The 26406-nt window shown below is 63.2% G+C and carries 24 protein-coding genes; 9 read left to right on the top strand and 15 right to left on the bottom strand.

Annotated features, from left to right (window positions below; translation table 11 throughout):
- The first annotated feature begins 6 nt into the window (after nt 1–6).
- Nucleotides 7–837, top strand: a complete 831-nt coding sequence (panB, locus tag ACU5AZ_RS18355) for a 3-methyl-2-oxobutanoate hydroxymethyltransferase (RefSeq protein WP_446823760.1) — start codon at nt 7–9, stop codon at nt 835–837.
- Between the two features lie 7 nt (nt 838–844).
- On the opposite strand, the gene ACU5AZ_RS18350 is transcribed toward panB, so the two are convergent.
- The gene (locus ACU5AZ_RS18350; protein WP_446823759.1) at nt 845–1087 is read right to left on the bottom strand and encodes a DUF2164 domain-containing protein; all 243 of its coding nucleotides are present in this window, start codon (nt 1085–1087) and stop codon (nt 845–847) included.
- Between the two features lie 142 nt (nt 1088–1229).
- Between ACU5AZ_RS18350 and ACU5AZ_RS18345 the strand changes: the two genes are divergently transcribed.
- Together ACU5AZ_RS18345 and ACU5AZ_RS18340 are read left to right on the top strand one after the other, a co-directional pair.
- On the top strand, nt 1230–1949 hold the full coding sequence (locus ACU5AZ_RS18345) for an AzlC family ABC transporter permease (protein ID WP_446823758.1): 720 nt from the start codon (nt 1230–1232) through the stop codon (nt 1947–1949).
- Nucleotides 1946–2260 carry an AzlD family protein gene (locus ACU5AZ_RS18340; RefSeq protein WP_446823757.1) on the top strand — a complete coding sequence of 105 codons (315 nt, stop codon included), beginning with the start codon at nt 1946–1948 and terminating at the stop codon, nt 2258–2260. The genes ACU5AZ_RS18345 and ACU5AZ_RS18340 overlap by 4 nt, the downstream gene beginning before the upstream one ends.
- A gap of 10 nt (nt 2261–2270) precedes the next feature.
- Here the strand turns inward: ACU5AZ_RS18340 and ACU5AZ_RS18335 are convergent, their stop codons facing one another.
- Both ACU5AZ_RS18335 and ACU5AZ_RS18330 read right to left on the bottom strand, forming a co-directional pair.
- Nucleotides 2271–3110 carry a fumarylacetoacetate hydrolase family protein gene (locus ACU5AZ_RS18335; RefSeq protein ID WP_446823756.1) on the bottom strand — a complete coding sequence of 280 codons (840 nt, stop codon included), beginning with the start codon at nt 3108–3110 and terminating at the stop codon, nt 2271–2273.
- A gap of 116 nt (nt 3111–3226) precedes the next feature.
- Nucleotides 3227–5068, bottom strand: a complete 1842-nt coding sequence (locus tag ACU5AZ_RS18330; protein ID WP_446823755.1) for an aminopeptidase P family protein — start codon at nt 5066–5068, stop codon at nt 3227–3229.
- Between the two features lie 259 nt (nt 5069–5327).
- Here ACU5AZ_RS18330 and ACU5AZ_RS18325 point away from each other — a divergent pair, with 259 nt between their 5' ends.
- On the top strand, nt 5328–5501 hold the full coding sequence (locus tag ACU5AZ_RS18325) for a hypothetical protein (protein ID WP_446823754.1): 174 nt from the start codon (nt 5328–5330) through the stop codon (nt 5499–5501).
- A 177-nt stretch (nt 5502–5678) separates the two neighbouring features.
- Here ACU5AZ_RS18325 and ACU5AZ_RS18320 read toward each other — a convergent pair whose 3' ends face one another.
- A complete protein-coding gene (locus ACU5AZ_RS18320) occupies nt 5679–6557 on the bottom strand; it encodes a 50S ribosomal protein L11 methyltransferase (RefSeq protein ID WP_446823753.1) in 879 nt (292 codons plus the stop codon).
- A 21-nt stretch (nt 6558–6578) separates the two neighbouring features.
- Entirely contained in the window at nt 6579–7181 is a 603-nt protein-coding gene (locus ACU5AZ_RS18315) for an SCO family protein (RefSeq protein WP_446823752.1), read from the bottom strand.
- Between the two features lie 245 nt (nt 7182–7426).
- Between ACU5AZ_RS18315 and ACU5AZ_RS18310 the strand changes: the two genes are divergently transcribed.
- Entirely contained in the window at nt 7427–9454 is a 2028-nt protein-coding gene (locus tag ACU5AZ_RS18310; RefSeq protein WP_446823751.1) for a methyl-accepting chemotaxis protein, read from the top strand.
- A gap of 2 nt (nt 9455–9456) precedes the next feature.
- Complete coding sequence (locus tag ACU5AZ_RS18305) at nt 9457–9921, top strand: chemotaxis protein CheW (RefSeq protein WP_446823750.1); 465 nt, start codon at nt 9457–9459, stop codon at nt 9919–9921.
- Nucleotides 9922–10223: 302 nt separating this feature from the next.
- Here the strand turns inward: ACU5AZ_RS18305 and ACU5AZ_RS18300 are convergent, their stop codons facing one another.
- Complete coding sequence (locus tag ACU5AZ_RS18300; protein ID WP_446823749.1) at nt 10224–10706, bottom strand: CreA family protein; 483 nt, start codon at nt 10704–10706, stop codon at nt 10224–10226.
- A gap of 216 nt (nt 10707–10922) precedes the next feature.
- On the opposite strand from ACU5AZ_RS18300, the gene ACU5AZ_RS18295 reads away from it, so the two are divergent.
- The 3 genes from ACU5AZ_RS18295 to ACU5AZ_RS18285 all read left to right on the top strand — a co-directional run bounded on the left by ACU5AZ_RS18295 (nt 10923) and on the right by ACU5AZ_RS18285 (nt 13659).
- Nucleotides 10923–12998 carry a DEAD/DEAH box helicase gene (locus tag ACU5AZ_RS18295; protein ID WP_446823748.1) on the top strand — a complete coding sequence of 692 codons (2076 nt, stop codon included), beginning with the start codon at nt 10923–10925 and terminating at the stop codon, nt 12996–12998.
- Nucleotides 12999–13076: 78 nt separating this feature from the next.
- Complete coding sequence (locus tag ACU5AZ_RS18290; RefSeq protein WP_446823747.1) at nt 13077–13358, top strand: ribbon-helix-helix domain-containing protein; 282 nt, start codon at nt 13077–13079, stop codon at nt 13356–13358.
- Nucleotides 13348–13659 (top strand): type II toxin-antitoxin system RelE/ParE family toxin, encoded by a 312-nt coding sequence (locus ACU5AZ_RS18285; protein ID WP_446823746.1) that lies wholly within the window; start codon nt 13348–13350, stop codon nt 13657–13659. Before ACU5AZ_RS18290 ends, ACU5AZ_RS18285 begins: the two co-directional genes overlap by 11 nt.
- A gap of 7 nt (nt 13660–13666) precedes the next feature.
- Here ACU5AZ_RS18285 and ligA read toward each other — a convergent pair whose 3' ends face one another.
- The 9 genes from ligA to ACU5AZ_RS18240 form a co-directional block, all read right to left on the bottom strand.
- The gene (ligA, locus tag ACU5AZ_RS18280) at nt 13667–15829 is read right to left on the bottom strand and encodes an NAD-dependent DNA ligase LigA (protein WP_446823745.1); all 2163 of its coding nucleotides are present in this window, start codon (nt 15827–15829) and stop codon (nt 13667–13669) included.
- A gap of 95 nt (nt 15830–15924) precedes the next feature.
- Nucleotides 15925–16737 carry an endonuclease/exonuclease/phosphatase family protein gene (locus ACU5AZ_RS18275; RefSeq protein WP_446823744.1) on the bottom strand — a complete coding sequence of 271 codons (813 nt, stop codon included), beginning with the start codon at nt 16735–16737 and terminating at the stop codon, nt 15925–15927.
- A gap of 33 nt (nt 16738–16770) precedes the next feature.
- The gene (gene cls, locus ACU5AZ_RS18270; protein ID WP_446823743.1) at nt 16771–18219 is read right to left on the bottom strand and encodes a cardiolipin synthase; all 1449 of its coding nucleotides are present in this window, start codon (nt 18217–18219) and stop codon (nt 16771–16773) included.
- 90 nt (nt 18220–18309) lie between these two features.
- Nucleotides 18310–19980: a DNA repair protein RecN gene (recN, locus tag ACU5AZ_RS18265; protein WP_446823742.1), complete on the bottom strand. Its 1671-nt coding sequence runs from the start codon at nt 19978–19980 to the stop codon at nt 18310–18312.
- A 12-nt stretch (nt 19981–19992) separates the two neighbouring features.
- Nucleotides 19993–20862 (bottom strand): outer membrane protein assembly factor BamD, encoded by an 870-nt coding sequence (locus ACU5AZ_RS18260; protein ID WP_446823741.1) that lies wholly within the window; start codon nt 20860–20862, stop codon nt 19993–19995.
- Nucleotides 20863–21118: 256 nt separating this feature from the next.
- Nucleotides 21119–22075 carry a UDP-3-O-acyl-N-acetylglucosamine deacetylase gene (gene lpxC / locus ACU5AZ_RS18255; protein WP_446823740.1) on the bottom strand — a complete coding sequence of 319 codons (957 nt, stop codon included), beginning with the start codon at nt 22073–22075 and terminating at the stop codon, nt 21119–21121.
- Between the two features lie 284 nt (nt 22076–22359).
- Nucleotides 22360–24126, bottom strand: coding sequence for a cell division protein FtsZ (gene ftsZ, locus ACU5AZ_RS18250; protein ID WP_446823739.1), 1767 nt, complete (start codon nt 24124–24126; stop codon nt 22360–22362).
- Nucleotides 24127–24186: 60 nt separating this feature from the next.
- Nucleotides 24187–25518 (bottom strand): cell division protein FtsA, encoded by a 1332-nt coding sequence (gene ftsA / locus ACU5AZ_RS18245; RefSeq protein ID WP_446823738.1) that lies wholly within the window; start codon nt 25516–25518, stop codon nt 24187–24189.
- Complete coding sequence (locus tag ACU5AZ_RS18240) at nt 25515–26369, bottom strand: cell division protein FtsQ/DivIB (protein WP_446823737.1); 855 nt, start codon at nt 26367–26369, stop codon at nt 25515–25517. The genes ftsA and ACU5AZ_RS18240 overlap by 4 nt, the downstream gene beginning before the upstream one ends.
- Between the last annotated feature and the right edge of the window lie 37 nt (nt 26370–26406).

Raw genomic sequence — 26406 nt, 5'->3', positions numbered from 1 at the left:
TATGCCATGAGTGTCACCGTCCGCGAAAAGCGGCTCACGCCCGCCGCCATCACCGCCCTCAAGGGCGAGCGTCCGATCGTCTCGCTGACGGCCTACACGACCCCGATCGCAAAGCTCCTCGATCCGCACTGCGACTTCCTGCTGGTCGGCGATTCGCTCGGCATGGTGCTCTACGGCCTGCCGACCACGGTCGGCGTGACGATGGAAATGATGATCGCCCACGGCCAGGCGGTGATGCGCGGCGTCAGCCATGCCTGCGTCATCGTCGACATGCCGTTCGGCTCCTACCAGGAATCGAAGGAGCAGGCCTTCCGCAACGCCGCCCGCATCATGAAGGAAACCGGCTGCGACGGCATCAAGCTGGAGGGCGGCGAGGAAATGGCCGAAACCATCCACTTCCTGACGACGCGCGGCATTCCGGTGCTCGGCCATATCGGCCTGATGCCGCAGCTCGTCAATGCGACCGGCGGCTACCGCTCGCTCGGCCGCACCGAGGCAGAGGCAGACAAGATCCGCCGCGATGCGCGCGCCGTCTCGCTGGCCGGCGCCTTCGCCATGGTCGTCGAGGGTACGATCGAGCCGGTCGCCCGCGAACTCTCCGACGGCAATGCCACGCCAACGATCGGCATCGGCGCGTCACCGGCCTGCGATGGCCAGATCCTCGTCGTTGACGACATGCTCGGCGTCTTCAACGATTTCAAGCCGCGCTTCGTCAAGCACTTCGCCGAGCTGGCACCGCAGATTTCCAAGGCGGTGGAAGACTATGCCGACGAAGTGAAGGCCCGAACCTTCCCTGGTCCGGAGCATACCTTCCAGATGAAGAAGCAGAAGATCTAGGACGCCGTCAGGCCTCCCGCTCCAGAAGATAGATCGCCTCGACCACGTCTTCCATCTTCGCGGTCACGACCGCCTGCGCGTCCCTCAGGCCGCGATTGTAGAAATGAACGCCGATCTCCTTGGCGATGAAGTCCAGCATGAATTCCGCTCCCAGCTGGCCGATTTCGACATCAACCTCCTCCTGCAGGTAATCCTGCAGGCGTCTGGCGAGCGCCAGCTTCTCCTCTTTCGGAAATTCGATCGGTTTCATGGCCGCCTTCACATTTATTGGGCGCAACCCGCGCGGGAACCGGCAGGGCCGGATGATGGTTCAATTGTTTGAAAGCAATCATAAGAGAACTGAATTGCTTTGGAAGCCTTAGCGCCCTAAGGCTTGGCCAAAGGGGACAAAAATGAACTCAAGAGAGTTTATACTGGGGATGCGCGGCGGCCTGCCGGTGCTGGCCTCGGCACCGTTCGGCATCCTGTTCGGGGCGCTGGCAACCGCCAACGGCGTAACCTTCGGCGAGGCATCGCTGATGAGCGCGACGATCTATGCCGGCGCCAGCCAGATTGTCGGTATCGAACTCTTCGGCCAGCACGTTCCCGCCTGGCTGGTGGTTCTCTCGGTCTTCGCCGTCAACTTCCGCCACATCCTATATTCCGCCGCCCTTGCCCCCTTCGTCCGCGACTTCGGTTTGCTCCAGCGCGCCCTCACCTTCTTCCTGCTCACCGATCCGCAATTCGCCGAATCGCTGCGCCACTACGAGAAGACGAAGTCGCTGAACTTCACTTGGTATCTCGGCTGCGGCACGCTGATCTACGGCCAATGGCTGATCATGACGATGATCGGCGCCTATTTCGGCCAGTTGATCGGCGATCCGCACGCCCTTGGTCTCGACGTGCTGCTGCCGGTCTATTTTCTGTGCCTGGTCATCGGCTTTCGAAAGCGCAGCCGCTTCCTGCCGATCGTCGGCACCAGCGCGATCGCTTCCACACTCGCTTTCAAGCTGGTGGGCTCACCCTGGCATGTGAGCATCGGAGCTATTGCGGGCGTCGCAGTCGCCGCCTTGCTGCCCATCAAAGCCACGCCAAATCAACATGACGGCCAACCGAAGGCGGTGATCGAATGAGCGATCAGTTTCACCTCGACATGGTTCTCGTCATCCTGGCATCCGCTGCCGTGACCTACCTCACCCGCATTGGCGGCTATGTCCTGATCACCCGGCTGAAGACCATGCCGCCGCGCTTGGAGGCGGCGCTGAACGCCGTGCCTGCAGCGGTTCTGACGACGCTCTGGGCGCCGGCATTTGTCTACGGCGGCTATGATGTGAAGGTCACCATAGCCGCCGCAGTTGTCATTGGTTTGCGCTACTCGCAGATCGTGACGATCATCGCCGCTTTGGCGATCATCCTCCTTCTGCGGCACGGCTTCGGCCTTTGATCGCCGCGCCTTAAGCGTCGGCGACGAAGGTCTGCTTCTGGCTGCCGAGGCCATCGATGCCAAGCTCTACCACTTCGCCCGGCTTCAGGTAACGCGGCGGCTTCATGCCCATGCCGACGCCGGGAGGCGTGCCGGTGGAGATGATGTCGCCCGGCTGCAGGCTCATGAACTGGCTGAGATAGGACACCAGGAACTTCACGCCATAGACCATGGTCGCCGACGAACCGTTCTGCATCGTCTGGCCATTGACCTTCAGCCACATGTTCAGCGCCTGCGGATCGGCGATCTCGTCCTTGGTCACCAGCCAGGGACCGACCGGACCGAAGGTGTCGCAGGACTTGCCCTTGGTCCACTGTCCGGCCCGCTCCGCCTGGAAGGCGCGTTCGGATACGTCGTGGCTGACGCAGTAGCCGGCCACGTAATCGAGCGCGTCGGCTTCGCTGACATATTTCGCGGTCTTGCCGATGACGACGCCGAGTTCGACTTCCCAGTCGGTCTTTTCCGAGCCGCGCGGGATCAGCACGTTGTCATACGGACCGCAGATCGCCGACGTCGCCTTCATGAAGATGACGGGCTCCGGCGGAACGGCCATGCCGGATTCGGCGGCGTGGTCGGAGAAGTTGAGGCCGATGCAGATGAACTTGCCGGTGCCGGCGACGCAGGGACCGACGCGCCCGTCGATGACCGGCAGGCTCGAGAGATCGATCTTGGCAATCTTGGCCAGTCCTTCCGGCGAAATCGCATCGCCGCCGATATCGGCCACATGGCCGGACAGGTCACGGATCTTGCCTTCGCTATCCAGAATAGCGGGCTTCTCGGCGCCCGGCGCGCCAACACGCATCAGTTTCATCTTGTCTCCTCCTTCGATGGGTTCTGAAATTCACTTGTGCGATCTCTACCGCTTGCCTGCATGATGACAAGGCCGGAATCGGGCAAAATTGTCCGATCAGGCGCGAAAACACCTTTTCAGGAATGAACGGAAAACGGCGTCGTCGCAGCGTCCAGCCAGGCCTTCACGGCCAGCTCTTCAATGAACGGCATCAGTTTCTCGCGCACCTCGGCGTGATAGCCGTCGATCCACTGCAACTCCTCGCGGGTCAGCAGATCGGTGACGATCAGCCGCTTGTCGATCGGGCAGAAGGTGATCGTCTCAAAGCCGAGCATCGGCTTGTCGCCGCCGGCAATCTCCGTCTCTTCCTGCACCACGATCAGATTTTCGATGCGGATGCCGAAGGCGCCCGGGCGGTAGTATCCCGGCTCGTTGGAAAGGATCATGCCGGGCAGCAGCTCCTGCGTCGAAAGTCGCGAAATGCGTTGCGGCCCTTCGTGCACCGACAAGTAGGCGCCGACACCGTGACCGGTGCCGTGGCCGTAATCCGCCCCCGCCTTCCACAGCGCGATACGCGCCAGCGGATCAAGGTCGCAGCCGCGCGTCCCCTTGGGAAAGCGGGCGAGCGAAATGGCGATCATGCCCTTCAGCACCAGCGTGAAGAAGGTCTTTTGCTCCTCCGGCACATCGCCGATCGCCACCGTGCGGGTGATGTCCGTCGTGCCGTTGACATATTGCGCGCCGGAATCGACGAGATACATCTCGCCGGCCTTCAGCGGCCGGTCGGTCGCCGTCGTCACCCGGTAATGGATGATCGCCGCATCCGGACCGGCGCCGGAAATCGTCTCGAATGAGACGTCCTTCAGCGCGTTCTGCATGCGCTCGCCGACCTTTGCGCGCGCCGCCTCCAGCGCCTTCGCCGCCGAAATCTCCGTCACGCTGCCCGGTTCGGACGTATCGAGCCAGTGGAGAAAGGCGCACATGGCCGCTCCGTCCTGCAGATGCGCGGCGCGAGAGCCGTTGAGCTCGGCGGCATTCTTGCAGGCGCGCGGCAGCTGCGCCGGATCGGTGCCCTCGACCGCCTCGCCGCCGGCATCGCGGATCGCCTGCGTCAGGAAATAGGAGGCCGAGCCGCTGTCGACCAGAATACGGCCGCCGTCGACGGCAATCGCAGCCAGCCGCTTCGAAAGCGTATCTGGCGGGAAAAGGGTGGCGAGTGCCGAAAGATGCTCCATCGCCGCGCCCTTGATCTTGCCGGCATCGCAGAAAAGCTCGACCCGCCCGTCGGCATGAATGATGGCACGCGCCAGCGGATGCGGCGTATGCGGCACGTCGTTGCCACGGATGTTGAAAGTCCATGCGACAGAGGACGGATCGGACAGCAGCACCGCCGAGCAGTTTTCTTCGGCCAAGCCCTCGGCGATTGTGGCGATCTTCGCAGCCGCCTGTTTGCCGGCAATGTGTTCCGGCTGCACCGCGATCGGCTCGCAAGGCTCGGCCGGCCGATCGTCCCAGATCGCATCGACCGGGTTCTCCTCGAGAATGACAAGTGATCCGCCGCACTTCTCCAGCGCCTTTTCCAGCCGGCGGACGTCTGCGCCCGTATGGAGCTTGGGATCGATGCCAAGCCTCAAGCCCGGCGCCGCATGCGTCTTCAGCCAGACATGCGGCGGCGCATTGACGAGATCGCCTCCGGAAAAGACGTCGCCATCCACCTGGCTCGCAAGCTGCGTCGTATAACGGCCGTCGACGAAGACCACGGCCTCGTGGCGGCCGATAAGTGCAATGCCGGCAGAACCGGTAAATCCCGTCAGCCAGGAAAGCCGCTCGGCCGACGCCGGCACATATTCCCCCTGATACTCGTCCGCCCGCGGCACCAGAAATGCGTCGATGCCGAGCCCGTCGAAACGGGCGCGCAAGGCCTCGACCCGGGCGCGGCCGAATTGCGGTGTGGAGGTGACGTCAAAGGATTGAAACATGGGCGGGACTTTCGGCGGCAGTGAGATGTCTGTGCGGACTATCTACCTAGCACATCCGTCCGCAGGGAAAAGAGCGAGAGCGGGTTGGCTGGTGGCGGCACCCCTGCAGAATCGCCGGCTCCGCCACCGAATGCTGCGCTGCACTATGCGTTTGCTGCATAGCACCCATGACCTAAACCCCCTGCCTAAAGCCGAAACGATTCACTATCTTCCAATCATCGAACGGGGCAACAAACACCCGGTATGAAAGGAATTCAAAATGAGCAACTCCTTCTTCCGTGCAGCTTACAACAATCTGGTTTCGGCACGCGAACGTCAGGTCCGCCGCTATGTCAACGGCGCGCTTCTCAACCTTGACGACGAGTCGCTGAAGGCAATGGGCACGTCCCGCGAAGAACTCCGCCGCAAAGGCGCAACGACCTACGTATTCTGATTAACGCCGTCTCGGCTCTCCTCCTCCTCCCAAACCGGGACGGTTAAAGGAATACGCTAGAGCCCGCTCGAGCATCCTCCTCCTCCCAGCTCGCGGGCAACAACAGGAAAGGCGGCACCTCCTCCCGGTGCCGCCTTTTCCTTTTGGTCTTTCCAATCAGCGAAAACTCAGATCCCGTCAGCACCGATCCAGATGGATCGTCACCCAGCCATTGCGCCAGATGGTGCGCACGTGGCGGAGGCCCGCGCCATTATAGGCGGAGAGCACCTTCCAGCGCTGGCTGGCCAGAATGCCGGAGAGAATGACCGAGCCGCCGGGCGCCAGATAACCCGTGAGCTGCGGCGCCATCTTCATCAGCGGGCGCGCCAGGATGTTGGCGATGATCAGGTCGAACGGCCCGTGATCGGCAAAGGCGCGCGAATGAAAGCCCGGAGCCGTCACCAGATCGATGCCCGAGCGGATCCCGTTCAGCCGGCAATTCTCCTTCGCGACGGCAACGGCAACCGGATCGATGTCGGTCGCCAGAACCGGAACGCGTTTCAAACGCCTGACGGCAATGGCGAGCACGCCGCTGCCAGTGCCGAGATCGAGCGCATTGTTCACCCGTCGCGCCCGGATGACCGAATCGATCATTTCAAGGCAGCCGGCGGTCGTGCCGTGATGTCCCGTGCCGAACGCCTGGCCGGCGTCGATCTCGATCGGCAGGTCGCCGGGCAAGACCTTGTCGCGGTCATGTGAGCCATGGACGATGAAGCGCCCTGCCCTGACCGGCTTCAACCCCTCCAGCGACTTGGCGATCCAGTCGATTTCCGGAAGCACCTCCGACTCGACGACAAGCTTGGCAAAGCCCGGCTTGAGCAAGTCCTCGAACTCCGCGCGGATTTCGGCCTCTTCCTCCTCCTGCAGATAGACACTCGCCTCCCAGATATCGCGCTTCTCGTCGATCTCCATCGTCGCAATCGCGTAGCCGCGATCCTCGAAGACATCGGTCATCAGTCCGAGGATGACATCGGCATTGCGCTCGGTGGTGGTCACGTAGAGGCGGATCTGGCTCACTGTCGAAGGTCTTTCCCGGATTTAGCCGGCAATCAGGTTCTGGAGTTTCTTGATGGCGACATCGGTATCCTCGCCATAGGCTATCGTACCCGAAAACCGGCCGCTGCCGTCAAGCAGGAAGACGGAAGCCGTGTGATCCATCGTGTAGTCGCCGTCGGGCGCATTCGGATCGATCGGCACCTTCTTGGCATAGATGTGAAAGCCGCGGACCATGTCGGCGACCTTGTCGGTCGGTCCGGAAATGCCGGTGATCCGCTTGGAGACGTTGGAAACGTACTGGTTCATGATCGCCGGCGTATCGCGCTCCGGGTCGACGGAGACGAAGTAGGCCTGCAGCTTGTCGCCATCCGGATCGACCTGCTTCAGCCAGCCATCGAGTTCGAACAGCGTCGTCGGGCAGACATCCGGGCAATGTGTGTAGCCAAAGAACAGTGCCGTCGGCTTGCCGTCGCGCAGCGCTGCCTCGGTGATCTTCGAGCCATCCTGGGTGACGAGATCGAACGGACCGCCATATGGGCCTTCGGCAAGCTTGTTGTTGGACCGGGTGTACTCCATGGCAAACCAGCCGGCGAGCCCTGCAAGGACGACAGCGAACGCGATGACCGCAACAAGTCTTGGTTTCATGACATGCCTTCCATATTCCGGGAGCCCAGCCCTACGGTTTTCGCCGTCATACTTGGACACGGCAACCGAGGCAACAGCCGCGAGCGCGTCATAAAGCCCCTGCGGTGCAACAGGTCCTGAAACCCGCGTTCCGCGTGGTTAGCGCTTCGTTAAATGATTGCGGCGATAATTGGACTCCAGGGGGCTCTCTTCGGGGAGTCACGGGTGGGAACAGTTTTGACGTGGGAACCAGCGTGAACAGCAATGTGAGCAAGAACATTACGGTCAGCCGCCGTCTCTGGATGGCCGGCTTCGGCGCATTCGCCGGCCTCGGCGCGACCATCGCAATCTCGGCGTATGGCAATATGTCCGTCAACGAGGCCCTCAGGGGATCCGTGACAGCCGAACAGTTCAACCAGCAGATCACAGGCATGCGGCTTGCCAATACAGAGCTCGTCCTCGCGGCGATGGATTCGATCATCGACGCCGACGCAAAGACCATCCCTGCCGACCGCATGAACATCATCACGCAGAACTCCGAATTGCTGAAGAACGGCACATCCGAACTCGTCGGGCTCGCGAAGTCGCAGGGCCTCACGGAGATTGCCAACACCCTCGCCGACAACATCACTGCCCTGACAGCTGCCATTCAGACCGATCTCGTCAAGATGATAGAGACGGGCGCCGACGTCAGCGAGTATGCGAAGATCGACGACGTCATCGATGGTGCCGGCGAACGCGTTACGCAATCCCTGGCGACCCTTGCCGAGGCGGCGGGCAAACTCCAGTTCCAGCACATCCAGAACGCCAGCCAGTCGGTCACCAGCACATTCTACGTCCAGCTTCTGGCAGGTCTTGCCGCACTTGCAGCGGTCTCGCTCATCGTCTCCTGGCAATCGCGTAACATCCTGCGCGGCATCCGCAACCTGCGCGACAGCCTGCAGCACATCGCCAGTGGCGACTACGACAGCGCCGTCGGCAGCATCAAACGCGGCGACGAGATCGGCGACATGGCCCGTTCCGCCAACATTTTGCGTGTGGCAGCGCTCGAGAAACGCAAGGTCGAAGCCGATGCCGCACTCGCGCGCAGCCAGCGGGAGACGGAACAGAACCAGCGTGTTGCCACCCATGAGCGCGAGCAAGCCGAAATCCGGCATGCCGTCGACGCCCTCGCCGCAGGCCTCACGAAACTCGCCGACGGCGATCTGAGCCATGACATCGTCGAACCCTTCCGCGCTGACCTCGAACGCCTGCGGACCGACTACAACAGTGCGCTCGTCAAGCTGCGCGGCGTGATGCAGGTCATCAAAGAACAGTCGAGCGCCATCCACGCCAATGGCAGCCAGATGCGCAACGCCGCGGACGATCTCGCCCGTCGCACCGAACAGCAGGCGGCCTCGCTTGAGGAAACGTCATCCGCGCTCGACCAGATCACTGCGACCATGCGCAACGCCACCGCGCGCGCCGAGGAAGCGACCCGCCTCGTCGGCCATACCAAGTCGCGCGCCGAACATTCCTCCACCGTCGTCACCGAGGCGATGGAAGCCATGGGCCGGATCGAGACCGCCTCGGCCGAAATCGGCAAGATTATCAACGTCATCGACGAAATCGCCTTCCAGACCAACCTTCTGGCGCTGAATGCCGGCGTCGAGGCGGCCCGCGCAGGTGAAGCCGGCAAGGGCTTTGCCGTCGTCGCCCAGGAAGTCCGCGAACTGGCCGGCCGCGCCGCAGGTGCCGCCAAGGACATCAAGCATCTCGTCGCCCGCTCCGGCGCCGAAGTGCAGACCGGCGTCGAACTGGTCACCGCCACCGGCACCGCCTTGCGCGAAATCAGCGGCGACGTCGTCCAGATCAACGACCACATGCAGTCGATCGTTGTCGCCGCCCGCGAGCAGAGCGCCGGCTTGAACGAAATCAACACGGCCGTCGGCCAGATGGACCATGTGACCCAGCAGAACGCCGCCATGGTCGAGGAGACCAATGCGGCAAGCCATACGCTGCATCAGGACACCGTCCGGCTGGAGGAGGTCATCGGCCAGTTCCGGCTTGGCGATCGCAACGAAGGCTTCGCCCGTCCGTCGGCCGCGCCGCACTCCGCCGGACCCGCAGCCGCCCCTCGCCCGGTCGCCGCTCAGCCGAAGCCGGCTCCCTTCCGCACTCCGGTCAAGGCTGCCGATCCGGCCGCCAACAGACCGCGCAATTCACCCGCACATTCGTTGATGGGCAAGGTCGCCTCCGCCTTCAACGCACCAGCCAAAACCTCAAGCTCAACTGATAATTGGGAAGAGTTCTGATCATGAGCAATGCCATCAAGCAAACCGGTTCCTACCTGGAAATCGTCTCTTTCCATCTCGGCGAGCAGGAATTCTGCATCGACATCATGGCCATCCGCGAAATCCGCGGCTGGGCCCCGGTGACACCGATGCCGCATACGCCCGACTACGTGCTGGGTCTCATCAACCTGCGCGGTGCCGTGATCCCCGTCATCGACATGGCCTGCCGCCTCGGCATGCCGATGACCGAGCCCTCCGAGCGCTCGGCCATCATCGTGACCGACATCAACGGCAAGCTGGTCGGCCTCCTGGTCGAGCAGGTCTCCGACATGATGACCATCAAGTCCGAAGCCCTGCAGCCGGCGCCTGAGATCATTCCGGAAGTCCAGCGCGATTTCTGCCGCGGCATCGTCGCGCTCGAAAAGAGCATGGTCTGCTTCCTCAACCTCGACACGGTCATCGCCGAGCAGCTGCAACAGGCCGCCTGAGGCCTGTCAGCACCGATCGCTTGCAAACCGGGGGCTTCGCGCCTCCGGCTTTTGGCGTTTGCAGGCGACGGAAATAAAAATGCGGCAGGTGGAGAGGTGATCCAGCCTGCCGCATGAGCGAGATACAGACAGTTCCCGGGCTTTCACCCGTGAGTCAATTCTGTATCAACTCCAGAATTGCCACAACGACTGTCACGTGAAAATGACAAACGAACCAATTCCCGGTTGATCAAGGATATTTGATCGAAGCAACCGCCCTCCTACACCATATGGGTGAGGATGGCGAAAACGACCGTTCGGGATCACTTCTTCTCCCACTGGACATCCTGGTTGAACAACGGAACCGTCGAGATCGCCATCTTGGCCGAACCGTCCGTAACCTGGCGCGAATGGACGAGGTAGATCAGCGTGTTGTTCGGCTTGTCGTAGATCCGGTTGACGACCAGCTTCTTCCAGATCAGTGAGCGCCCTTCCTTGAAGACCTCCTCGCCGCCCTCACCCATGTCGATGTCGCCAATCTTGATCGGGCCGGTCTGCCGGCAGGCGATCGAGCTGTTGGAGGGATCCTCGAACCAGTTGCCCTTGCTTAAGCGATCGATGATCGAGCGGTCGAAATAGGTCACATGGCAGGTCACGCCCGTGATCTTCGGATCGGTCAGCGCGTCAACGATGATGTCGTTGCCGACCCAATCGACACCGACCTTGCCGACCACCTCGGCTTGCGCGGGCGCGGACAGGGAGGCGAGACTGGCGATGAGGGCCATGGCAGCTATTTTGAGGCGCATCCTGATCTCCTTGGGAAACGATGTTTCATAGGTAAGGCTGCGGCCAAGATTTGCAAGATTGCCCGGCTTTGCAGGCGTTTGCGAAATATCCGCTGTACATTCTGGCCTTTGGCGGCTAGGAACGCGGCAACTAGGCCGGCGGATGGCAAAGTGCTGTCCACCACGCGAGACTGCGTGCAAGGGTCCACCAAACCCCTTTATTCGAAAGACTGATCCATGACTGATATTGACGGCATCGTTTCGACGATCGCCGAGGCCCTGCGCAAGCGCGGCTACGACACCCTCACCCCGGTCCAGACGGCGATGATCGATCCCGATCTCATCGAGCGCGACGTGCTCGTCTCGGCCCAGACCGGCTCCGGCAAGACGGTCGCCTTCGGCCTGGCGCTCGCGCCGAACCTGCTTGAGGAAGACGGACGCTTCGACCGCGCGGCAACGCCGCTCGCATTGGCGATCGCGCCGACGCGCGAACTGGCCATGCAGGTCAAGCGCGAACTCGAATGGCTCTATGAGATGACCGGCGCCAGCCTCGCGACCTGCGTCGGCGGCATGGATGTCCGCACCGAGCGCCGGGCGCTGGAGCGCGGCGCGCATATCGTCGTCGGCACGCCGGGCCGCCTGCGCGACCACATCACCCGCGGCGCTCTCGACCTTTCCGACCTGCGCGCCGTCGTTCTCGACGAAGCCGACGAAATGCTCGACCTCGGCTTCCGCGAAGACCTCGAATTCATCCTCGAAGCCTCTCCAGAGAGCCGCCGCACGCTGATGTTCTCGGCAACGGTTCCGCGCTCGATCGCCGATCTCGCCAAGACCTACCAGCGTGACGCCCGCCGTGTCGAAACGGTGTCGGAGAAGAAGCAGCACGTCGATATCGAGTATCGCGCCCTCGTCGTCGCCAATCCCGACCGCGAGAACGCCATCATCAACGTGCTGCGCTATTACGAGGCGAAGAACGCCATTGTCTTCTGTTCGACGCGCGCCGCGGTCAACCATCTGACCGCAAGGCTGCACAACCGCGGCTTCTCGGTCGTGGCGCTGTCCGGCGAACTGACGCAGAATGAACGCACCCACGCGCTGCAGGCCATGCGCGACGGCCGCGCCCGCGTCTGCATCGCCACAGACGTCGCCGCCCGCGGCATCGACCTGCCCGGCCTGGAACTCGTCATCCATGCCGACCTGCCGACCAATTCGGAAACGCTGCTGCACCGCTCCGGCCGTACCGGACGTGCCGGCAACAAGGGTGTCTCGGCCCTGATCGTGCCTATGAGCGCCCGCCGCAAGGCCGAACGGCTGCTGATGGGCGCCAGCGTCCAGCCGACCTGGGCGCTGCCGCCGACCGCCGACGAGGTGATCGAGCGCGACAACGAGCGTCTGCTGGTCGACCCCTCCCTGAACGAGGCGGTCACCGACGACGAGGCACCGCTGGTCGCCCGCCTGCTGGAGGCCCATGGCGCCGAAAAGCTCGCCGCCGCCTTCCTGCGCCTGCAGAGCGGCCATCGCTCCGCGCCCGAAGACCTGATCCCGGTGACGCTGGAGCCGCAGAGGAAGCGCCGCGAAGGCGAGGATTTCCCGGTCCAGACGACCAGGGGCCGCGATGCCGAATTCGGCCCGAGCCGCTGGTTCTCGCTCGCCGTCGGCCGCAACCAGCGCGCCGAACCGCGCTGGCTGATCCCGATGCTCTGCCGCCACGGCAACCTGACGAAGCGCGAGATCGGCCGCATCAAGCTGATGCAGGAAGAAACCTTCGTCGAGATCGCCGAGAATTCCGCGGAAAGCTTCCTCGCCTCGCTCGGACCGAACAAGACCATCGATCGCGGCATCAATGTCCGCCCCGTCGACGGCATGCCGGATTTCGCCGCTCCGCAGAAGGAGCGCGCTCCACGTCCGCCGCGCGACAACGCCGATCGCCCCCGCCGCGATCGCGATGACGCCTACGAGAAAGCGCCGCGCAAGGACTGGAAAAAGGACAAGCCTTCCGGCGACGGCTTTGCCGCAAAGAAGCCCTACGCCGGCAAGCGCCGCGACGACGACATGCGCAAGGCCGACGACGAAGTCTGGGGCGACGCGAAGCCCGCAGCTGAAAAGCCGTTCCGCAAGAGCGACGACAGCGCACCATGGAAGAAGGCGAAACCGGCCGGCGGCAAGTCCGCCTTCGCCGGCCGCGACAACGGCGACAGGAGGGGCGACAAGCCCGCCTATGCCGGCAAGCCCAAGGGCGGCCCCGGCGGCAAGGGCAAACCTGGCGGCAAGCCATTCGGCGGGAAGCCATTCAAGGGGAAGAAAAAGGGCTAGCTTTCAACGCAGCTGTGAGCCAGAGGGCTTGGACACCATCGCCGTTGGTGGTAAAATTTGCCACCAACGAGGTGTGTTATGGCCAACGTAGAGAAGATCAGCATATCCATGACGCCGCAGCAGGCGGAACTTCTGCGTGACGCGGTTGATAGCGGCGCCTATGCCAGCAGCAGCGAGGTCGTGCGCGAAGCGATGCGTGAATGGTCGGCAAAATGGCTGCAGCGACGTGACGATATTGCAAGGCTGAAGGCACTGTGGGCGGAAGGAAAAGCCAGCGGCGCCGCGGCAGAAATCGACCTGGAACAGCTCCTTGACGAAGCCCGTGAGGCGCTTGCCGCGGCCCGGACTGATGATCGCTAAGCTGGTATGGTCCCCAAGAGCCAGAGAAGACGTCAAGCGGATTTATGTCGACCTGGGCCTTGTCAACCCGCTAAGCGCAGAGCGCTATTTCGCACGCTTCAAATCAAAGACTGCCTTGCTTGCCGAACATCCGCGCCTGGGCTCACGGCATCCCGAAATCCATCACTCAGCAAGAATGCTCGTCGAAGCGCCTTATGTCATCCTCTACGAGACAATTCCGGATACGGAAGAAGGCGAAGTCCACACCGTCGAGATAGTACGGGTCATTGACGGTCGCAGAGACCTGACGAACCTCTTTTGAACACCCCTCACCCACCGATCAGCGCAAGCCATTCGTCCTCGTCCATTGTCTGGATGCCAAGTTCCTGGGCCTTCGTGAGCTTTGAGCCGGCACCGGGGCCGGCGACGAGGATGTCGGTCTTCTTCGACACCGACCCCGCCACCTTGGCGCCGAGGCTCTCGGCCCTCGCCTTGGCTTCGTCGCGGGTGAACTTTTCCAGCGAGCCGGTAAAGACGACCGTCTTGCCGGCAACCGGGCTGTCGGTCACCACCGGCATTTCGGCGGCCTCCGGCGTCACCTCGGCGAGCAGCCGTTCCAGCACTTCGAGATTGCGCGGCTCCTTGTAGAACTCGACGATCGACCGGGCGACGACTTCGCCGATGCCGTCGATATTGTTGAGGTCGTTCCAAGCATCACCGGAGAGGCTCCCCGCCTCCTTCATCGCCGCCGCAAAGGCCTCGTAGGTGCCGTAGGAGCGCGCCAGGAGCTTGGCCGTCGTCTCGCCCGCGTGGCGGATACCGAGCGCGTAGATGAAGCGATGCAGCGCGATAGAGCGACGGTCGTTGATCGCGGCGTAGAGCTTCGCCACGCTCACCTTGCCAAAACCGTCGATGTTTTCGAGCTTGGTCAGCTCCGACTGCGCCTGCCGCTTCTCCAGCGTGAAGATCTCCGGCGCCGTGCGGATCTGCAGGGACGGATCCTCGTTCTCGAAGAAAAAATCGACCTGCTTCGAGCCGAAGCCCTCGATGTCGAATGCGTTGCGAGAGACGAAGTGCTTCAGGTGCTCGACGGCCTGCGCCCGGCAGACGAAGCCGCCGGTGCATCGCCGCACGGCGTCAATCTTGCCGGTCTTCTCATTGACTTCCCGGACCGCATGGCTGCCGCAGACTGGGCAGCTCGTCGGGAACCTGAAGGCTTCCGCCCCTTCCGGCCGCTTCTCCGGCACGATGTCGACGATCTGCGGGATGACGTCGCCGGCCCGCTGCACGATCACCGTGTCGCCGACGCGGATGTCGCGCCCCTCGCGGATCGGCTCGCCGGAATTGCCGATGCCCTTGATGTAGTCCTCGTTGTGCAGCGTCGCATTGGTGACGACGACCCCGCCGACGGTGACGGGCTCGAGGCGTGCGACGGGCGTCAGCGCCCCGGTGCGGCCGACCTGGATGTCGATGCCGGTAAGCTTGGTGAAGGCCTGTTCGGCCGGGAACTTGTGCGCCGTCGCCCAGCGCGGCGAGCGCGAGCGGAAGCCGAGCCGCTCCTGCAGGTCCAGCCGGTCGACCTTGTAGACGACACCGTCGATGTCGTAGTCGAGGTCGCCGCGCTTGAGGCCAATGTCGCGGTAATGGGCAAGAAGATCATCGAGCGACGACAGGCGCGCCATCAGCGGATTGACCGGAAAACCCCAGTCCTTCAGCACCATGACCATGTCATATTGGCTTCGGGCCGGCATTTCCGACATTTCGCCCCAGGCATAGGCGAAGAATTTGAGCTTGCGGCTGGCCGTCACCTTCGCATCGAGCTGGCGCAGAGAGCCGGAAGCGGTATTGCGCGGATTGACATAGGTCGGCTTGCCCTCTTCCTCCATCAGCTTGTTGAGGGCCAGGAAATCGGACTTGGCCATGTAGACCTCGCCGCGCACTTCGACGACGGCCGGAACTCCTGCGGGCAGCCTTTCGGGGATCTGCGAGATGGTGCGGATATTGGCGGTGACATTCTCGCCCGTCGTGCCGTCGCCGCGTGTCGCCCCCGTGACCAGCCGGCCGTTCTCGTAGCGCAGCGACATGGAAAGTCCGTCGATCTTCGGCTCGGCGGTAAAGGCGATCGAATTGTCCGGCAACTGCCCGAGGAAACGATAGACCGAGGCGACAAAGTCTTGCACGTCCTCGTCGGAAAACACGTTGCCGAGCGACAGCATGGGGCGGGCATGCGTGACCGGCGCAAAGGTGTCCGACGGCGCAGAGCCGACCTTCTTCGACGGGCTGTCGGCGCGGATCAGGTCCGGAAACCGTTCCTCGATCGCATCATTGCGCCGCTTCAGCGCGTCGTAGTCGGCATCGCTGATCTCCGGCGCGTCCTTGCCGTGATAAAGCTCGTCGTGACGACGAAGCTCGGCAGCGAGGAAGGCAAGCTCGCTCTCCGCCTCTTCGCGGCTCAGGGTTTCGACGGGACGGGGCTCAGGGGTGTCGGACATCGGGTCGCCTCATGCAGATTTCCGCATTGTGTTTAGCCGTGAAGTCGGCGGAAGAAAACCACTCACGAGCCGGCTCCAGCCGAATGCTGACAGGTTTAAGCATCCACCCGGTCGAGATTGACGATGCCGGTCAGCGGCAGATGGTCGGAGGCGGTGCGCGCCAGCGCGCTGTCATGCACGGCAAGCGCCTGCACCAGCCCCTGCCGGTTGCCGAGAATGCGGTCGAGCGACAGCATCGGCAGGCGCGACGGGAAGCTCGGCACAGGCTGCGGCAGCGGCCCGAAATCCGCCTGCAGCGCCGATAGCGCCGAACGCTCCCCGAGCCGCCATTCGTTGAAATCACCCATCAGCACGGTGGCGATGTCCGGGCCGTTGCGCATCAACGAGGCGATCGCATCCACCTGCCTGAGCCGCGCCCAGCGCAACAGGCCGAAATGGGCGGCGATGAAGCGCAGCGCCGAACCGGTCTCCAGTTCGATCTCGGTGACCAGCGCGCCGCGCGGCTCGATCCCCGGCAGGTTCATCTGGTGGATGTCGCGAATGATCGCCCGGCGCACGAAGAGCGCGTTGCCGTGCCAGCCATGGGCCCGCGCAAGCCCCGTGATCGGCACGGCGGTCAATCCGGTCTCCATCTGCAGCCGCTTGAGATCAAGGAGGCCGGTCCGCTCGCCGAAGCGCGTGTCCGCCTCCTGCAGGGCAATGACGTCGGGATCGATTTCACCAATCACCTTCAGGATGCGTTCGGGATCGAAACGTCCATCGGTGCCGACGCATTTATGGACATTGTAGGAGGCGACACGCAGCTGGCCGGTCTCGACGGCCACCCTCTCCGCCGGCCGGCTCGCCCGCCGGGTGCGCAGCGAGGTGATGATCGTGGAGGTCAGGTTGTCCTTGCGCTGCCTTCGCATATCCATCCTTCGACGGGTTTGTTGCGTCTTCCCCTATAGATAGGGCGAGCCCAACCAAAGGATACGGTCAAAAAGCCGCAAGAGGAAAGGCCGTTCGCGCAAGCTCCTCAGCGTGACCGGCTCGCCCCGGTCGATCGCCGCACCGATCCGGTTGGAGATCATCGTCGCGAAGTCGGCGTCGAACACTTCGAGGTCGATCTCGAAATTGAGCCGCAGCGAGCGCGAATCAAGATTGGAGGAGCCGACAAAGGACCAGGCGCTGTCGACGCAGAGAAGCTTGGAGTGATTGAAGACGCCGGCACCCCGGTAGATCCGGCACCCCTCCTTGATCAGCTGGTCGAACTGCGCCGTCATCGCACGGTCCACCAGCATCAGGTTGTTGAGCGACGGCACGATGATCTCGACGTCGACGCCGCGCCTTGACGCCGTCGCCAACGCGCTGATCAGCTCCTTGTCCGGCAGGAAATAGGGCGACATGATGCGGATCGAATGCTTTGCGACCGAGAAGGCGCCGAGCAGCATTTTCTGGTTGGCTTCCAGATGCCGGTCGGGGCCGGACTGCACCGCACGCATAAACACCGGCGACTTCGGCGCAGCGACGCCTGCCGCGACCTTCCACGCCGGACCGTCCAGGGTCTCGCGGGTGGCGAAATGCCAGTCCTCGGCCGCACAGGTGAACAGACTGCCGACGATGGGCCCGCGCACCCGAAAATGCGTGTCGCGGGCGGAATCGGGGCCCCGGAAAGCGTCGCGGATATTCATGCCCCCGACAAAGGCGACTGATCCGTCCACGGTCAGGATTTTCCGGTGCACGCGCAGATTGGCGTAGGGCAGCCTCAGGCCGACGATGACGTTGCCGTTGAAGACATCGGCCCTCACCCCCTTGTCACGAAGATAGCCGAGGATGCTCGGCGTCGAGTAGCGCGCGCCGACGGCATCGACCAGCACCCTGACCTCGACCCCGCGGCTGACGGCCTCGCCCAGCCGATCGGCAAGCGCCTTGCCGATCCCGTCGCGGTCGAAGATGTAGGTCTCGAGGAAAATGCTCCGCTGGGCATTGCCGACCGCCTCCAGCATGGACGCGTAGGTCTCGTCGCCGGACGACAGCAGCTCCACGCTGTTGCCGGACGTCACGGGCCAGCGCGTAACACGGTCGCCGAGCCGCACCATGGCGGCCGTGCGTTCGCCGAAGATCGGCTCCAGTTCCTGGTCCGTCACCTCGAACTGGTCGGCGTCGACATCCAGAACCTCGGTGAGGAGATGGCGGCGGTAGCGCATCTGCTGGCGGCGGATGCGGTTGATGCCGGCGATGTAGTAGAGGAGCGCGCCGACCACCGGTGAAAGCAGGATGATGCCGACCCAGCCGACCGCGGAGCGCACGTCATCCTTGGTCAGGGTCGCATGGATTGCAGCCGGAGCGCCGAGAAGGATGGAAAGGACGGCAAGGATGTGCGGCCAGTAATGCGCAATGATATCGATCATCAAACTCCCTTTCCCGCCGCCGGAACGGCCGCGGGCAGAATGTCAGGTCCGGGTCGAGCCGCAAGCCGCCCCGGACAAGCGGCGGAGGCTCTAGCCGCCGGACAGGAGCTTGGCCGCCGCGGCCCTCGCCTCGTCGGTCACGGTAGCGCCGGCGAGCATTCGGGCAATTTCCTCCATCCGCGCCTCGCGCGCCATGCTGGCGACACGGGTGGCGATACGGTCCTCCTTGCCGCTCGTCGGGGCCTTGGAGATGAGATAGTGCGTCGAAGCCCGTGCTGCCACCTGTGGCGCGTGCGTCACGGACAAAACCTGCACCCGCTCGGAAAGCCGCTTCAGCCGCTGTCCGATGGCGTCGGCGACCGCACCCCCGACGCCCGTGTCGATTTCGTCGAAGACCAACGTCGGCGCGGATCCGCGATCGGCAAGCGCGACCTTGAGCGCCAGCAGGAAGCGCGACAGTTCACCGCCCGATGCGACCTTCATGATCGGCCCGGGCCGGGTGCCGGGATTGGTCTGCACATGAAACTCGATCGTGTCGATGCCGTCGGCAGAAGCCTTGCCGGCATCCGTCTCGACCTCGACGGTAAAGCGCGCCCGCTCCAGCTTCAGCGCCGGCAGTTCGGCCATGACGGCGCCGGCGAGCGCATCCGCCGCATTGTGGCGCTTTGCCGAAAGCGCCTTCGCTTTCGCCGCGAATGCTTCGCGGGCGAGCGCCTCGGCCCCTTCCAGCGCCGCAAGCTTTTCCGCGCCCGCATCGACTTCGGCGACTTCCGCGATCATCCGCACGGCAAGCGCCGGCAGTTCGCTGACCGGCACGGAGAATTTGCGCGAGGCGGCCCTCAGCGAGAACAGCCGTTCCTCCACCCGCTCCAGTTCGCGCGGATCGAATTCCGTCCTGCGCAGCGCCGCCTCGACCGACATCTGCGCCTCGGAAAGGCTGTTGAGCGCCGCGTCCAGCTGTTCGACGGTCTCCTCGAGGAGGCCCGGCGCCTCGTGCGACTTGCGTTCCAGGCGGCGGACCAGCGAGGCGATCAGCGGTACGGGCGATGCGTTGCCATTGAGGATTTCGCTCGCCTCGGAAATGTCGCCGGCGATCCGCTCCGCCTTCATCATGTCGGCGCGGCGCTCGGCAAGTTCTTCTTCCTCGCCATCGGCGGGACCGAGCGATTCGAGCTCCTCGACGGAGGCCCGGAGATAATCGGCCTCCCGCGCTGCGTCCTCGACCCGCTGGCGCTGCTTCTTGACTGCCCTCTCCGCCTCGCGCATCGCCGCATAGGCATGGGCTACCTCATCCGCCTCGCCGGTCAATCCGGCGAAGGCATCGAGCAGAGCCCGGTGTGCGTCCGTGTCGACAAGGGCGCGGTCGTCATGCTGTCCGTGGATTTCGACGAGCAGCTGGCCGCATTGCCGCATCAGTTGCACGCTGACGGGCTGGTCGTTGATGAAGGCACGCGTGCGGCCGTCGGCGGATTGAACGCGCCGGAAGATCAGGTCGCCGTCGTCATCGATGTCGTTGTCGCGCACCAGGGCGCGGGCCGGATGATCCATGCCGACGTCAAAGACGGCCGTGACCTGCCCTTTGTCCTCGCCATGGCGCACGAGACCGCCATCGCCCCGGCCGCCAAGCGCCAGGGAGAGACTGTCGAGAAGAATGGATTTGCCGGCACCCGTCTCGCCCGTCAGAACCGAGAGACCATTTTCAAAGGCAAGGTCCAGCCGTTCGATCAGTACGATATCGCGGATCGAGAGCTGTGTAAGCATTCACCTTATGCCTTAGGTTCCGAGAAGCAGCTTCTTGCCGGCCCGCGAAATCCACGATCCGGTGCTCTCCCGCGGTTCGAGACCGCCAGACTGCAAGAGCTTATAGGAGTCGGCATACCACTGGCTATCCGGATAATTGCGTCCGAGAACGGCGGCTGCGGTCTGCGCTTCGCTGGTGATGCCCATCGCATAATAGGCCTCGACGAGACGGGCCAGCGCCTCCTCGATCTGGTTCGTGTTCGAGTATTTCTCGACGACGATCCGGAATCGGTTGATGGATGCAAGATAATCCTTGCGCTCCAGATAGTAGCGGCCGATCTGCATTTCCTTGCCCGCAAGGTTGTTGCGCGCGTAGCGGATCTGCTTCTGCGATTCGTCCGCGTACTGGGACTGCGGATAGCTGTCGAGCAGTTCCTGGCAGATGTCGACGGTACGCTGGGCGTTACGCTGGTCCTGCGTCACATCGACGATCGTGCGTGCCGACGACTGGCACATCAGGTAAAGCACGTAATCGCTGTCGTCGGAATTGCTGTACTGCTTCATGTACCGCTTGCCGTTCTGGATCGCGGTCTCGTAGTCGCCTTGACGGTATTTGATGAAGGTCGACATGACGAGCGCCTTGCGGGCCCAGTCGGTGAAGGGATGCTCGCGGTCGATCGCGTCGAACTTGCGGCCGGCCTCGGTCATGTTGCCGGCCTGGATGTTGGCCAGACCCTGATTGTAGAGCTGTTCCGGCGGATCGGTCTGCACGCCGAGCTTGGTAATGTCTATATCCTTGTCGGACTGGCAGCCGGCCACAAGGACACCCGTGCCGAACATCAAGGCGGAAACCAATGCCAGCCGAACGGTATTCTTTCTGGCAGATGACACTACATACTTCATCGAACAATCCCGTTTGTGCCGCATCGAAACTAGCGGCGTCTTGTCTGGCGCATGAGACCGATGGCGTTTCTAGACTGAGATGCGCTTAAATGAAAGCAATAATGCAATTTTAAGGCACGCGGCAGCGTCAGCGCCGATTTCCCCATGGAATTGATTTATTTCCGTCTTCACGCATCCCCCTGCCCCATCCACCGCAATCAAAAGGCCGCTTCCGGGGAAGCGGCCTTTATCCATTTTCAAGTGATTCCTGTCCGGTTCAAGCCGACCAGGGCGCAAATTCCGGCGCGTTGATCGCGACCATTTCGCGGGCCCTGACGGTCGGTGCCGGCACCTGCGTTTCGACGACTTCATAGGCCGTCGGATCGCTGAGCAGCGCCTTCAGCGCCTTCGCGTTCATCTTGTGGCCACCGCGATAGGACCGGTAGCAGCCGATGAACTGCGCGCCGGCAAGCGCCAGGTCGCCGACGGCGTCGAGCGTCTTGTGACGCACGAACTCGTCGACCGGATAGCGCAGGCCTTCCGGGTTGATGACAGTGTGGTCGTCGGAAATGACGACCGAATTCTCAAGCGAGGAACCAAGCGCCAGACCTGCGGCCCAGAGGCGTTCCACGTCCCGCATGAAACCGAATGTACGGGCGGCGCAAAGCTCGTCCTTGAAGGTCTGCGCCGTCAGGTTGCCTTCCCACTTCTGGCGGCCGATCAGCGGCGTGTCGAACTCGATCTCGACCTCGAACCGGGTGCCGTCATAGGGCAGGAACTCGCTCCAGCTCTGGCCTTCCTCGTAACGCACCGGCTTCAGCACGCGAATGTAGCGGCGCTTGACGCCGAGATTGACGATGCCGACTTCCTCGATCGCCTCGATGAACATCCGCGAGGAGCCGTCCATGATCGGCATTTCGGCGCCGTCGCATTCGATCACGACGTTGTCGAGGCCGAGCGCGTAGATGGCCGCCATCACATGTTCGACGGTCGCGACCGAATGGGCCGACGAGAAGCCAAGAACCGTGCAGAAATCGGTGTTGCCGACCTGCGAGGAAACAGCCTTCAGTTCCGTCGAGCTACCGTCAGCGTGCATGCGCTGGAAGATAACACCGGTGCCGGCCTCGGCCGGGTTGAAAGTGATGCTGACCGGCTTGCCGGAATGAACGCCGGCTCCGGAAATCGTCACCGGCTCTGCAACAGTCGTTTGAAAACTCAGCAAGCCAATTGCCATCGTTTCTACCTTTTTAGCGCCGAGACCAGCTGGCACCCGCGCCTATTGCCCCGAAATAAATCAAGTATGAGTTCCGACCAGCAAACGGCCGTTACGTTACCCACACGTCCCAGTGCATGTTTACGGTCGCCCGAAAGGAATTCCAAATCACTGTTTCTTTCCAATTGTTACGAAGGCAAGACATTGAATCAAAAAGGAAATTCATCCTCAGAAAAAGCCCCTGAAACACGATGGCCCGGGCATTTCTGCCCGGGCCATCGATGACAATCTGGAATCACTCGCCGTTAGTTCGACTGCCGGCGAAGGAAGGCCGGGATTTCCAGGTGATCGTCGTCGCGCGACGCGCTGGACTGCGGTGCAGCACGGCCGTGGTCGTCGAGCTGGCCACGACGCGGCGCATAGAGGCTGGCCTCCGGCGACAGGGCGGCGCGGCGCTGCTGGACGGAAGGCTGTGCGGCCGGAGCCGAAACCTCTGCCCGCGCATCGTCGTCTTCGTCACGACGCGACAGCGAGTTGGTGATCTTCTTCAGAAGACCCATCGGACCGCGTTCGTCGGTGTCGGGCGCGTGGATGGTGTGCGCACGATGTTCGATCTCTGCCTTCAGGACCGGCGGAAAATCCTCGACCTTCGGCATGCGGACCGGCTCGACCATCTGGTTCATGGACGGCTCGCTGCGCAGCGTCGGCTGCGGAGCGACAGGGGCCGGAGCCGGAGCGCGCTGCATCACAGGTGCCGGTGCCGGAGCTGCAGCCATCGGCTGCGGCTGGGGCTGCGGCATCGGACGAACCGGAACCGGCTGCGGAGCTTCAGCGACCGGTGCTGCGCCTACAAATAGCTTGCTCTGGGGGCGAAAGGTCTCGTCCTGCTGGACGACCTGCCTTTCCTCCTGAGACGCCTGATGACGGTTGGCGATCTCGAGTTCGCGTTCCATTTCGGCTTCGGCAGAGCGGATCGTGTCGGCGATCGGATCGGCAGCCTTCTGCTGAACCGGAGCCACCGGAGCCGGCTGCTGCATCATCTGCGGCTTGGCAGCCGGACGGACGATCGGGCGGGAAGCGATTTCCTGCTGATAGGCCTGGTTGATCTCGCGATCGATACCGGTGGCAACGACCGACACGCGGATGATGCCTTCCAGCGATTCGTCGAAGGTCGCGCCGAGGATGATGTTCGCATCCGGATCGACTTCCTCGCGAATGCGGGTCGCAGCCTCGTCGACTTCGAAGAGGGTCATGTCGCGACCGCCGGTGATGGAGATCAGCAGGCCCTGCGCGCCCTTCATCGAGGTTTCGTCGAGCAGCGGGTTGGCGATTGCAGCTTCGGCTGCAGCCATTGCGCGGCCTTCGCCGGATGCCTCGCCGGTGCCCATCATCGCACGGCCCATCTCGCGCATGACCGAGCGAACGTCGGCGAAGTCGAGGTTGATCAGGCCTTCCTTGACCATCAGGTCGGTGATGCAGGCGACGCCGGAGTAGAGAACCTGGTCGGCCATCGCGAAGGCGTCAGCGAACGTGGTCTTGTCATTGGCGATACGGAAGAGGTTCTGGTTCGGAATGACGATCAGGGTGTCGACCGACTTCTGAAGTTCCTCGATGCCCATCTCGGCGAGACGCATGCGACGCGCGCCTTCGAAGTGGAATGGCTTGGTGACGACGCCGACCGTCAGGATGCCCTTGTTGCGGGCTGCCTGGGCCACAACCGGAGCTGCACCCGTGCCGGTGCCGCCGCCCATGCCGGCGGTGACGAAGCACATGTGGGTGCCGTTCAGGTGATCGACGATCTCGTCGATGCATTCTTCAGCGGCTGCACGGCCGACTTCCGGCTGCGAACCTGCACCGAGACCTTCGGTGACCTGCACGCCGAGCTGGATGATGCGTTCGGCCTTGGACATCATCAGCGCCTGGGCGTCCGTGTTGGCGACGACGAAGTCGACACCCTGGAGGCCGGCGGTGATCATGTTGTTGACGGCGTTTCCGCCACCGCCACCGACACCGAATACGGTGATGCGGGGCTTCAGCTCCGTAATGTCTGGCTTCTGCAGCTTGATAGTCATATACCCAGTTCCTTCTCGATTATGGCCGCATCGCCACGCCGGCCAATTCCTTGTGTTCCGTTAAAAGCTCTCTTTCAGCCACTGTCCCATCCGCGCCAGACGGCCGCTGCCGCCGGACAGGGAAGACAGAAGGCCGCCACCTGACGCGTGGGCTTCCTGACCGGCTGCCTGCGGATAGATCATCAATCCGACCGCAGTGGAGAAGGCCGGTCCCTTGGCTGCCGTCGGCAGCCCGGAGACACCCATCGGACGACCGACGCGGACGTTGCGGGCGAGGATGCGCCGTGCAACTTCCGGCAGGCCGGTCAGCTGGCTTGCGCCGCCGGTCAGCACGACCCGCTTGCCGACGATCGGGGAGAAACCCGAGCGCTGGATGCGGTCCCGGATCAGCTCCAGCGTTTCCTCGACGCGGGCCCGGACAATGCGGGACACCAGCGCACGCGGCACGTGGGTGGGAAGATCACGGTCATCGTCGCCAAACGGCGGAATGGTTATGACGTCGCCATCGTCGGCGCCGGCCGGCAGAGCCGTCGCATGCACCGCCTTCAGGCGTTCGGCATCGTCGATGCGGCAGGACAGCCCGCGCGCAAGATCGGTCGTCACATGGTGTCCGCCGAGGCTGATGGCATCGGTATGCACCAGCTTGCCTTCGGCGAAGACGGAAATCGTCGTCGTGCCGCCGCCCATGTCGATAGAGGCGCAGCCAAGCTCGATCTCGTCCTCGACGAGAGAGGCAAGACCGCTGGCGTAAGGCGTCGCGACCATCGCTTCGACCGAGAGGTGCGCGCGATTGACGGCGAGCTCCAGGTTCTTCAGTGACGGCACTTCGGCGGTCACCACATGCATGTCGACGCCGAGCAGGTCGCCGTACATGGCCAGTGGATCGCGAATGCCGCGCTCGCCGTCGAGCGTGAAACCGGCCGGGATCGAGTGCAGCACGGTGCGCTCCTGGCGCATCGACTGCTGGGCTGCGAGCGACAGGACCTTGCGCAGGTCGGTCTCGACGACCTCCTGGCCGCCGAGGTCGACGGTCGCGGTGTAGATCTCGCTGGCAAGACGGCCGGCCGAAACGTTGACGATCAGGCTGTCGACAGTCAGGCCCGCCATGCGCTCGGCCGAATCGACGGCCAGGCGGACGACGTTTTCCAGAGCGTCCAGATCGACGATGACGCCGGTCTTCACACCGCGCGAGCGCTGGTGGCCGATCCCGATGATCTCGATGCTGTGCGTTCGGCCCGGAAGGATCTCGCTTTCCTGGCGCGGCGTCAGCCGGCCGATCATGCAGACGACCTTGGTCGAGCCGATGTCGAGCACGGACACGACATGCGAGCGCTTCAGCGAAAGCGGCTTCATGCGTGGCAGGCCGAAACTCTGTGACCCGAAAAGGCTCATATTTGCCGCTCCGCTTTCTTCAGTTCCTTCATGCGCACGGCAACAGCCGCATCACGGCGCTTGGCGGCATCGGGGGTGAGTTCGATGGTGGTCCGGTCAGCAAGCCGGAAGTCGACCGAGGCGATCTCGCGCTCGAGCAGCTGCTGCGAGCGTTCCATGTCGGAGAGCTCAGCCAGCGCCTGATCGATGCCCTCTTCCGGCAACTTCACGATCACGCCGTTGTTGAGATAGAGGTCCCAGCGACGGCCGCCGACGCGAACATATGCCCTCACCCGCGCCTTGACGTCGGGCCACGCGGCGAAATCGGCATCGAATTCGCGGGCGGCCACTTCGGCGTCGCGACCAACGAGCAGCGGAAGGTTGACGAACTTGCCGTCCTTGAGCGGTGCGATCACGGAGCCGCTCTTCTCGATCAGCGAGAGATCGGAACCGTGCTGCCAGATGGCATAGGCCTGACGTTCAACCAGACGGACATCGACAGTCTTCGGGTAAATCTTGCGAACCTCGGCCTTCTCGACCCAGGGCAGCTTTTCCAGGTTGCTCTTTGCAGCCTCGGCGTTCAGCGCCATCAGCGAGGTCGCACCATCAAGGCCAAGCACCTGAAGGATTTCGATCTCGGAGGTCTGGACATTGCCGGAAACCTTGACGTCTTCGATGGCGAAGCCGGCCGCAGTCGTCGTGGCCTGGGCGACGGCATCCGCATGACCACCAAGGACCATGCCGTAGATGCCGACGGAGGCCAGGAAGGCGATCGCGGAAACGGTGCCGACATGCTCGGGGATATGAACCCGGCCACCGGCAAGGCTCGACATGAAGCGAACCACGCGACGAACCGGACGCGGCAGAACCATCACCTTCTGCTGCGACGCAGGAGCAACAGGCTCCCGC

The organism is Rhizobium sp. PAMB 3182 (genome assembly GCF_052908355.1).
Note: the sequence above shows the minus strand (reverse complement) of the source record. Positions and strands in the feature narration are given on the sequence as shown.

Coding starts and splice junctions, on each gene's coding strand:
- ACU5AZ_RS18330 (WP_446823755.1), bottom strand. CDS start 5,068: ATGTTTCAATCCTTTGACGTCACCTCCACACCGCAATTCGGCCGCGCC.
- ACU5AZ_RS18335 (WP_446823756.1), bottom strand. CDS start 3,110: ATGAAACTGATGCGTGTTGGCGCGCCGGGCGCCGAGAAGCCCGCTATT.
- ACU5AZ_RS18300 (WP_446823749.1), bottom strand. CDS start 10,706: ATGCGCCTCAAAATAGCTGCCATGGCCCTCATCGCCAGTCTCGCCTCC.
- ACU5AZ_RS18285 (WP_446823746.1), top strand. CDS start 13,348: ATGATCGCTAAGCTGGTATGGTCCCCAAGAGCCAGAGAAGACGTCAAG.
- lpxC (WP_446823740.1), bottom strand. CDS start 22,075: ATGGCAATTGGCTTGCTGAGTTTTCAAACGACTGTTGCAGAGCCGGTG.
- panB (WP_446823760.1), top strand. CDS start 7: ATGAGTGTCACCGTCCGCGAAAAGCGGCTCACGCCCGCCGCCATCACC.
- ftsZ (WP_446823739.1), bottom strand. CDS start 24,126: ATGACTATCAAGCTGCAGAAGCCAGACATTACGGAGCTGAAGCCCCGC.
- ligA (WP_446823745.1), bottom strand. CDS start 15,829: ATGTCCGACACCCCTGAGCCCCGTCCCGTCGAAACCCTGAGCCGCGAA.
- ACU5AZ_RS18260 (WP_446823741.1), bottom strand. CDS start 20,862: ATGAAGTATGTAGTGTCATCTGCCAGAAAGAATACCGTTCGGCTGGCA.
- ACU5AZ_RS18315 (WP_446823752.1), bottom strand. CDS start 7,181: ATGAAACCAAGACTTGTTGCGGTCATCGCGTTCGCTGTCGTCCTTGCA.
- cls (WP_446823743.1), bottom strand. CDS start 18,219: ATGATCGATATCATTGCGCATTACTGGCCGCACATCCTTGCCGTCCTT.
- ftsA (WP_446823738.1), bottom strand. CDS start 25,518: ATGAGCCTTTTCGGGTCACAGAGTTTCGGCCTGCCACGCATGAAGCCG.
- ACU5AZ_RS18275 (WP_446823744.1), bottom strand. CDS start 16,737: ATGCGAAGGCAGCGCAAGGACAACCTGACCTCCACGATCATCACCTCG.
- ACU5AZ_RS18350 (WP_446823759.1), bottom strand. CDS start 1,087: ATGAAACCGATCGAATTTCCGAAAGAGGAGAAGCTGGCGCTCGCCAGA.
- recN (WP_446823742.1), bottom strand. CDS start 19,980: ATGCTTACACAGCTCTCGATCCGCGATATCGTACTGATCGAACGGCTG.
- ACU5AZ_RS18340 (WP_446823757.1), top strand. CDS start 1,946: ATGAGCGATCAGTTTCACCTCGACATGGTTCTCGTCATCCTGGCATCC.
- ACU5AZ_RS18345 (WP_446823758.1), top strand. CDS start 1,230: ATGAACTCAAGAGAGTTTATACTGGGGATGCGCGGCGGCCTGCCGGTG.
- ACU5AZ_RS18295 (WP_446823748.1), top strand. CDS start 10,923: ATGACTGATATTGACGGCATCGTTTCGACGATCGCCGAGGCCCTGCGC.
- ACU5AZ_RS18290 (WP_446823747.1), top strand. CDS start 13,077: ATGGCCAACGTAGAGAAGATCAGCATATCCATGACGCCGCAGCAGGCG.
- ACU5AZ_RS18305 (WP_446823750.1), top strand. CDS start 9,457: ATGAGCAATGCCATCAAGCAAACCGGTTCCTACCTGGAAATCGTCTCT.
- ACU5AZ_RS18325 (WP_446823754.1), top strand. CDS start 5,328: ATGAGCAACTCCTTCTTCCGTGCAGCTTACAACAATCTGGTTTCGGCA.
- ACU5AZ_RS18240 (WP_446823737.1), bottom strand. CDS start 26,369: ATGGTTCTGCCGCGTCCGGTTCGTCGCGTGGTTCGCTTCATGTCGAGC.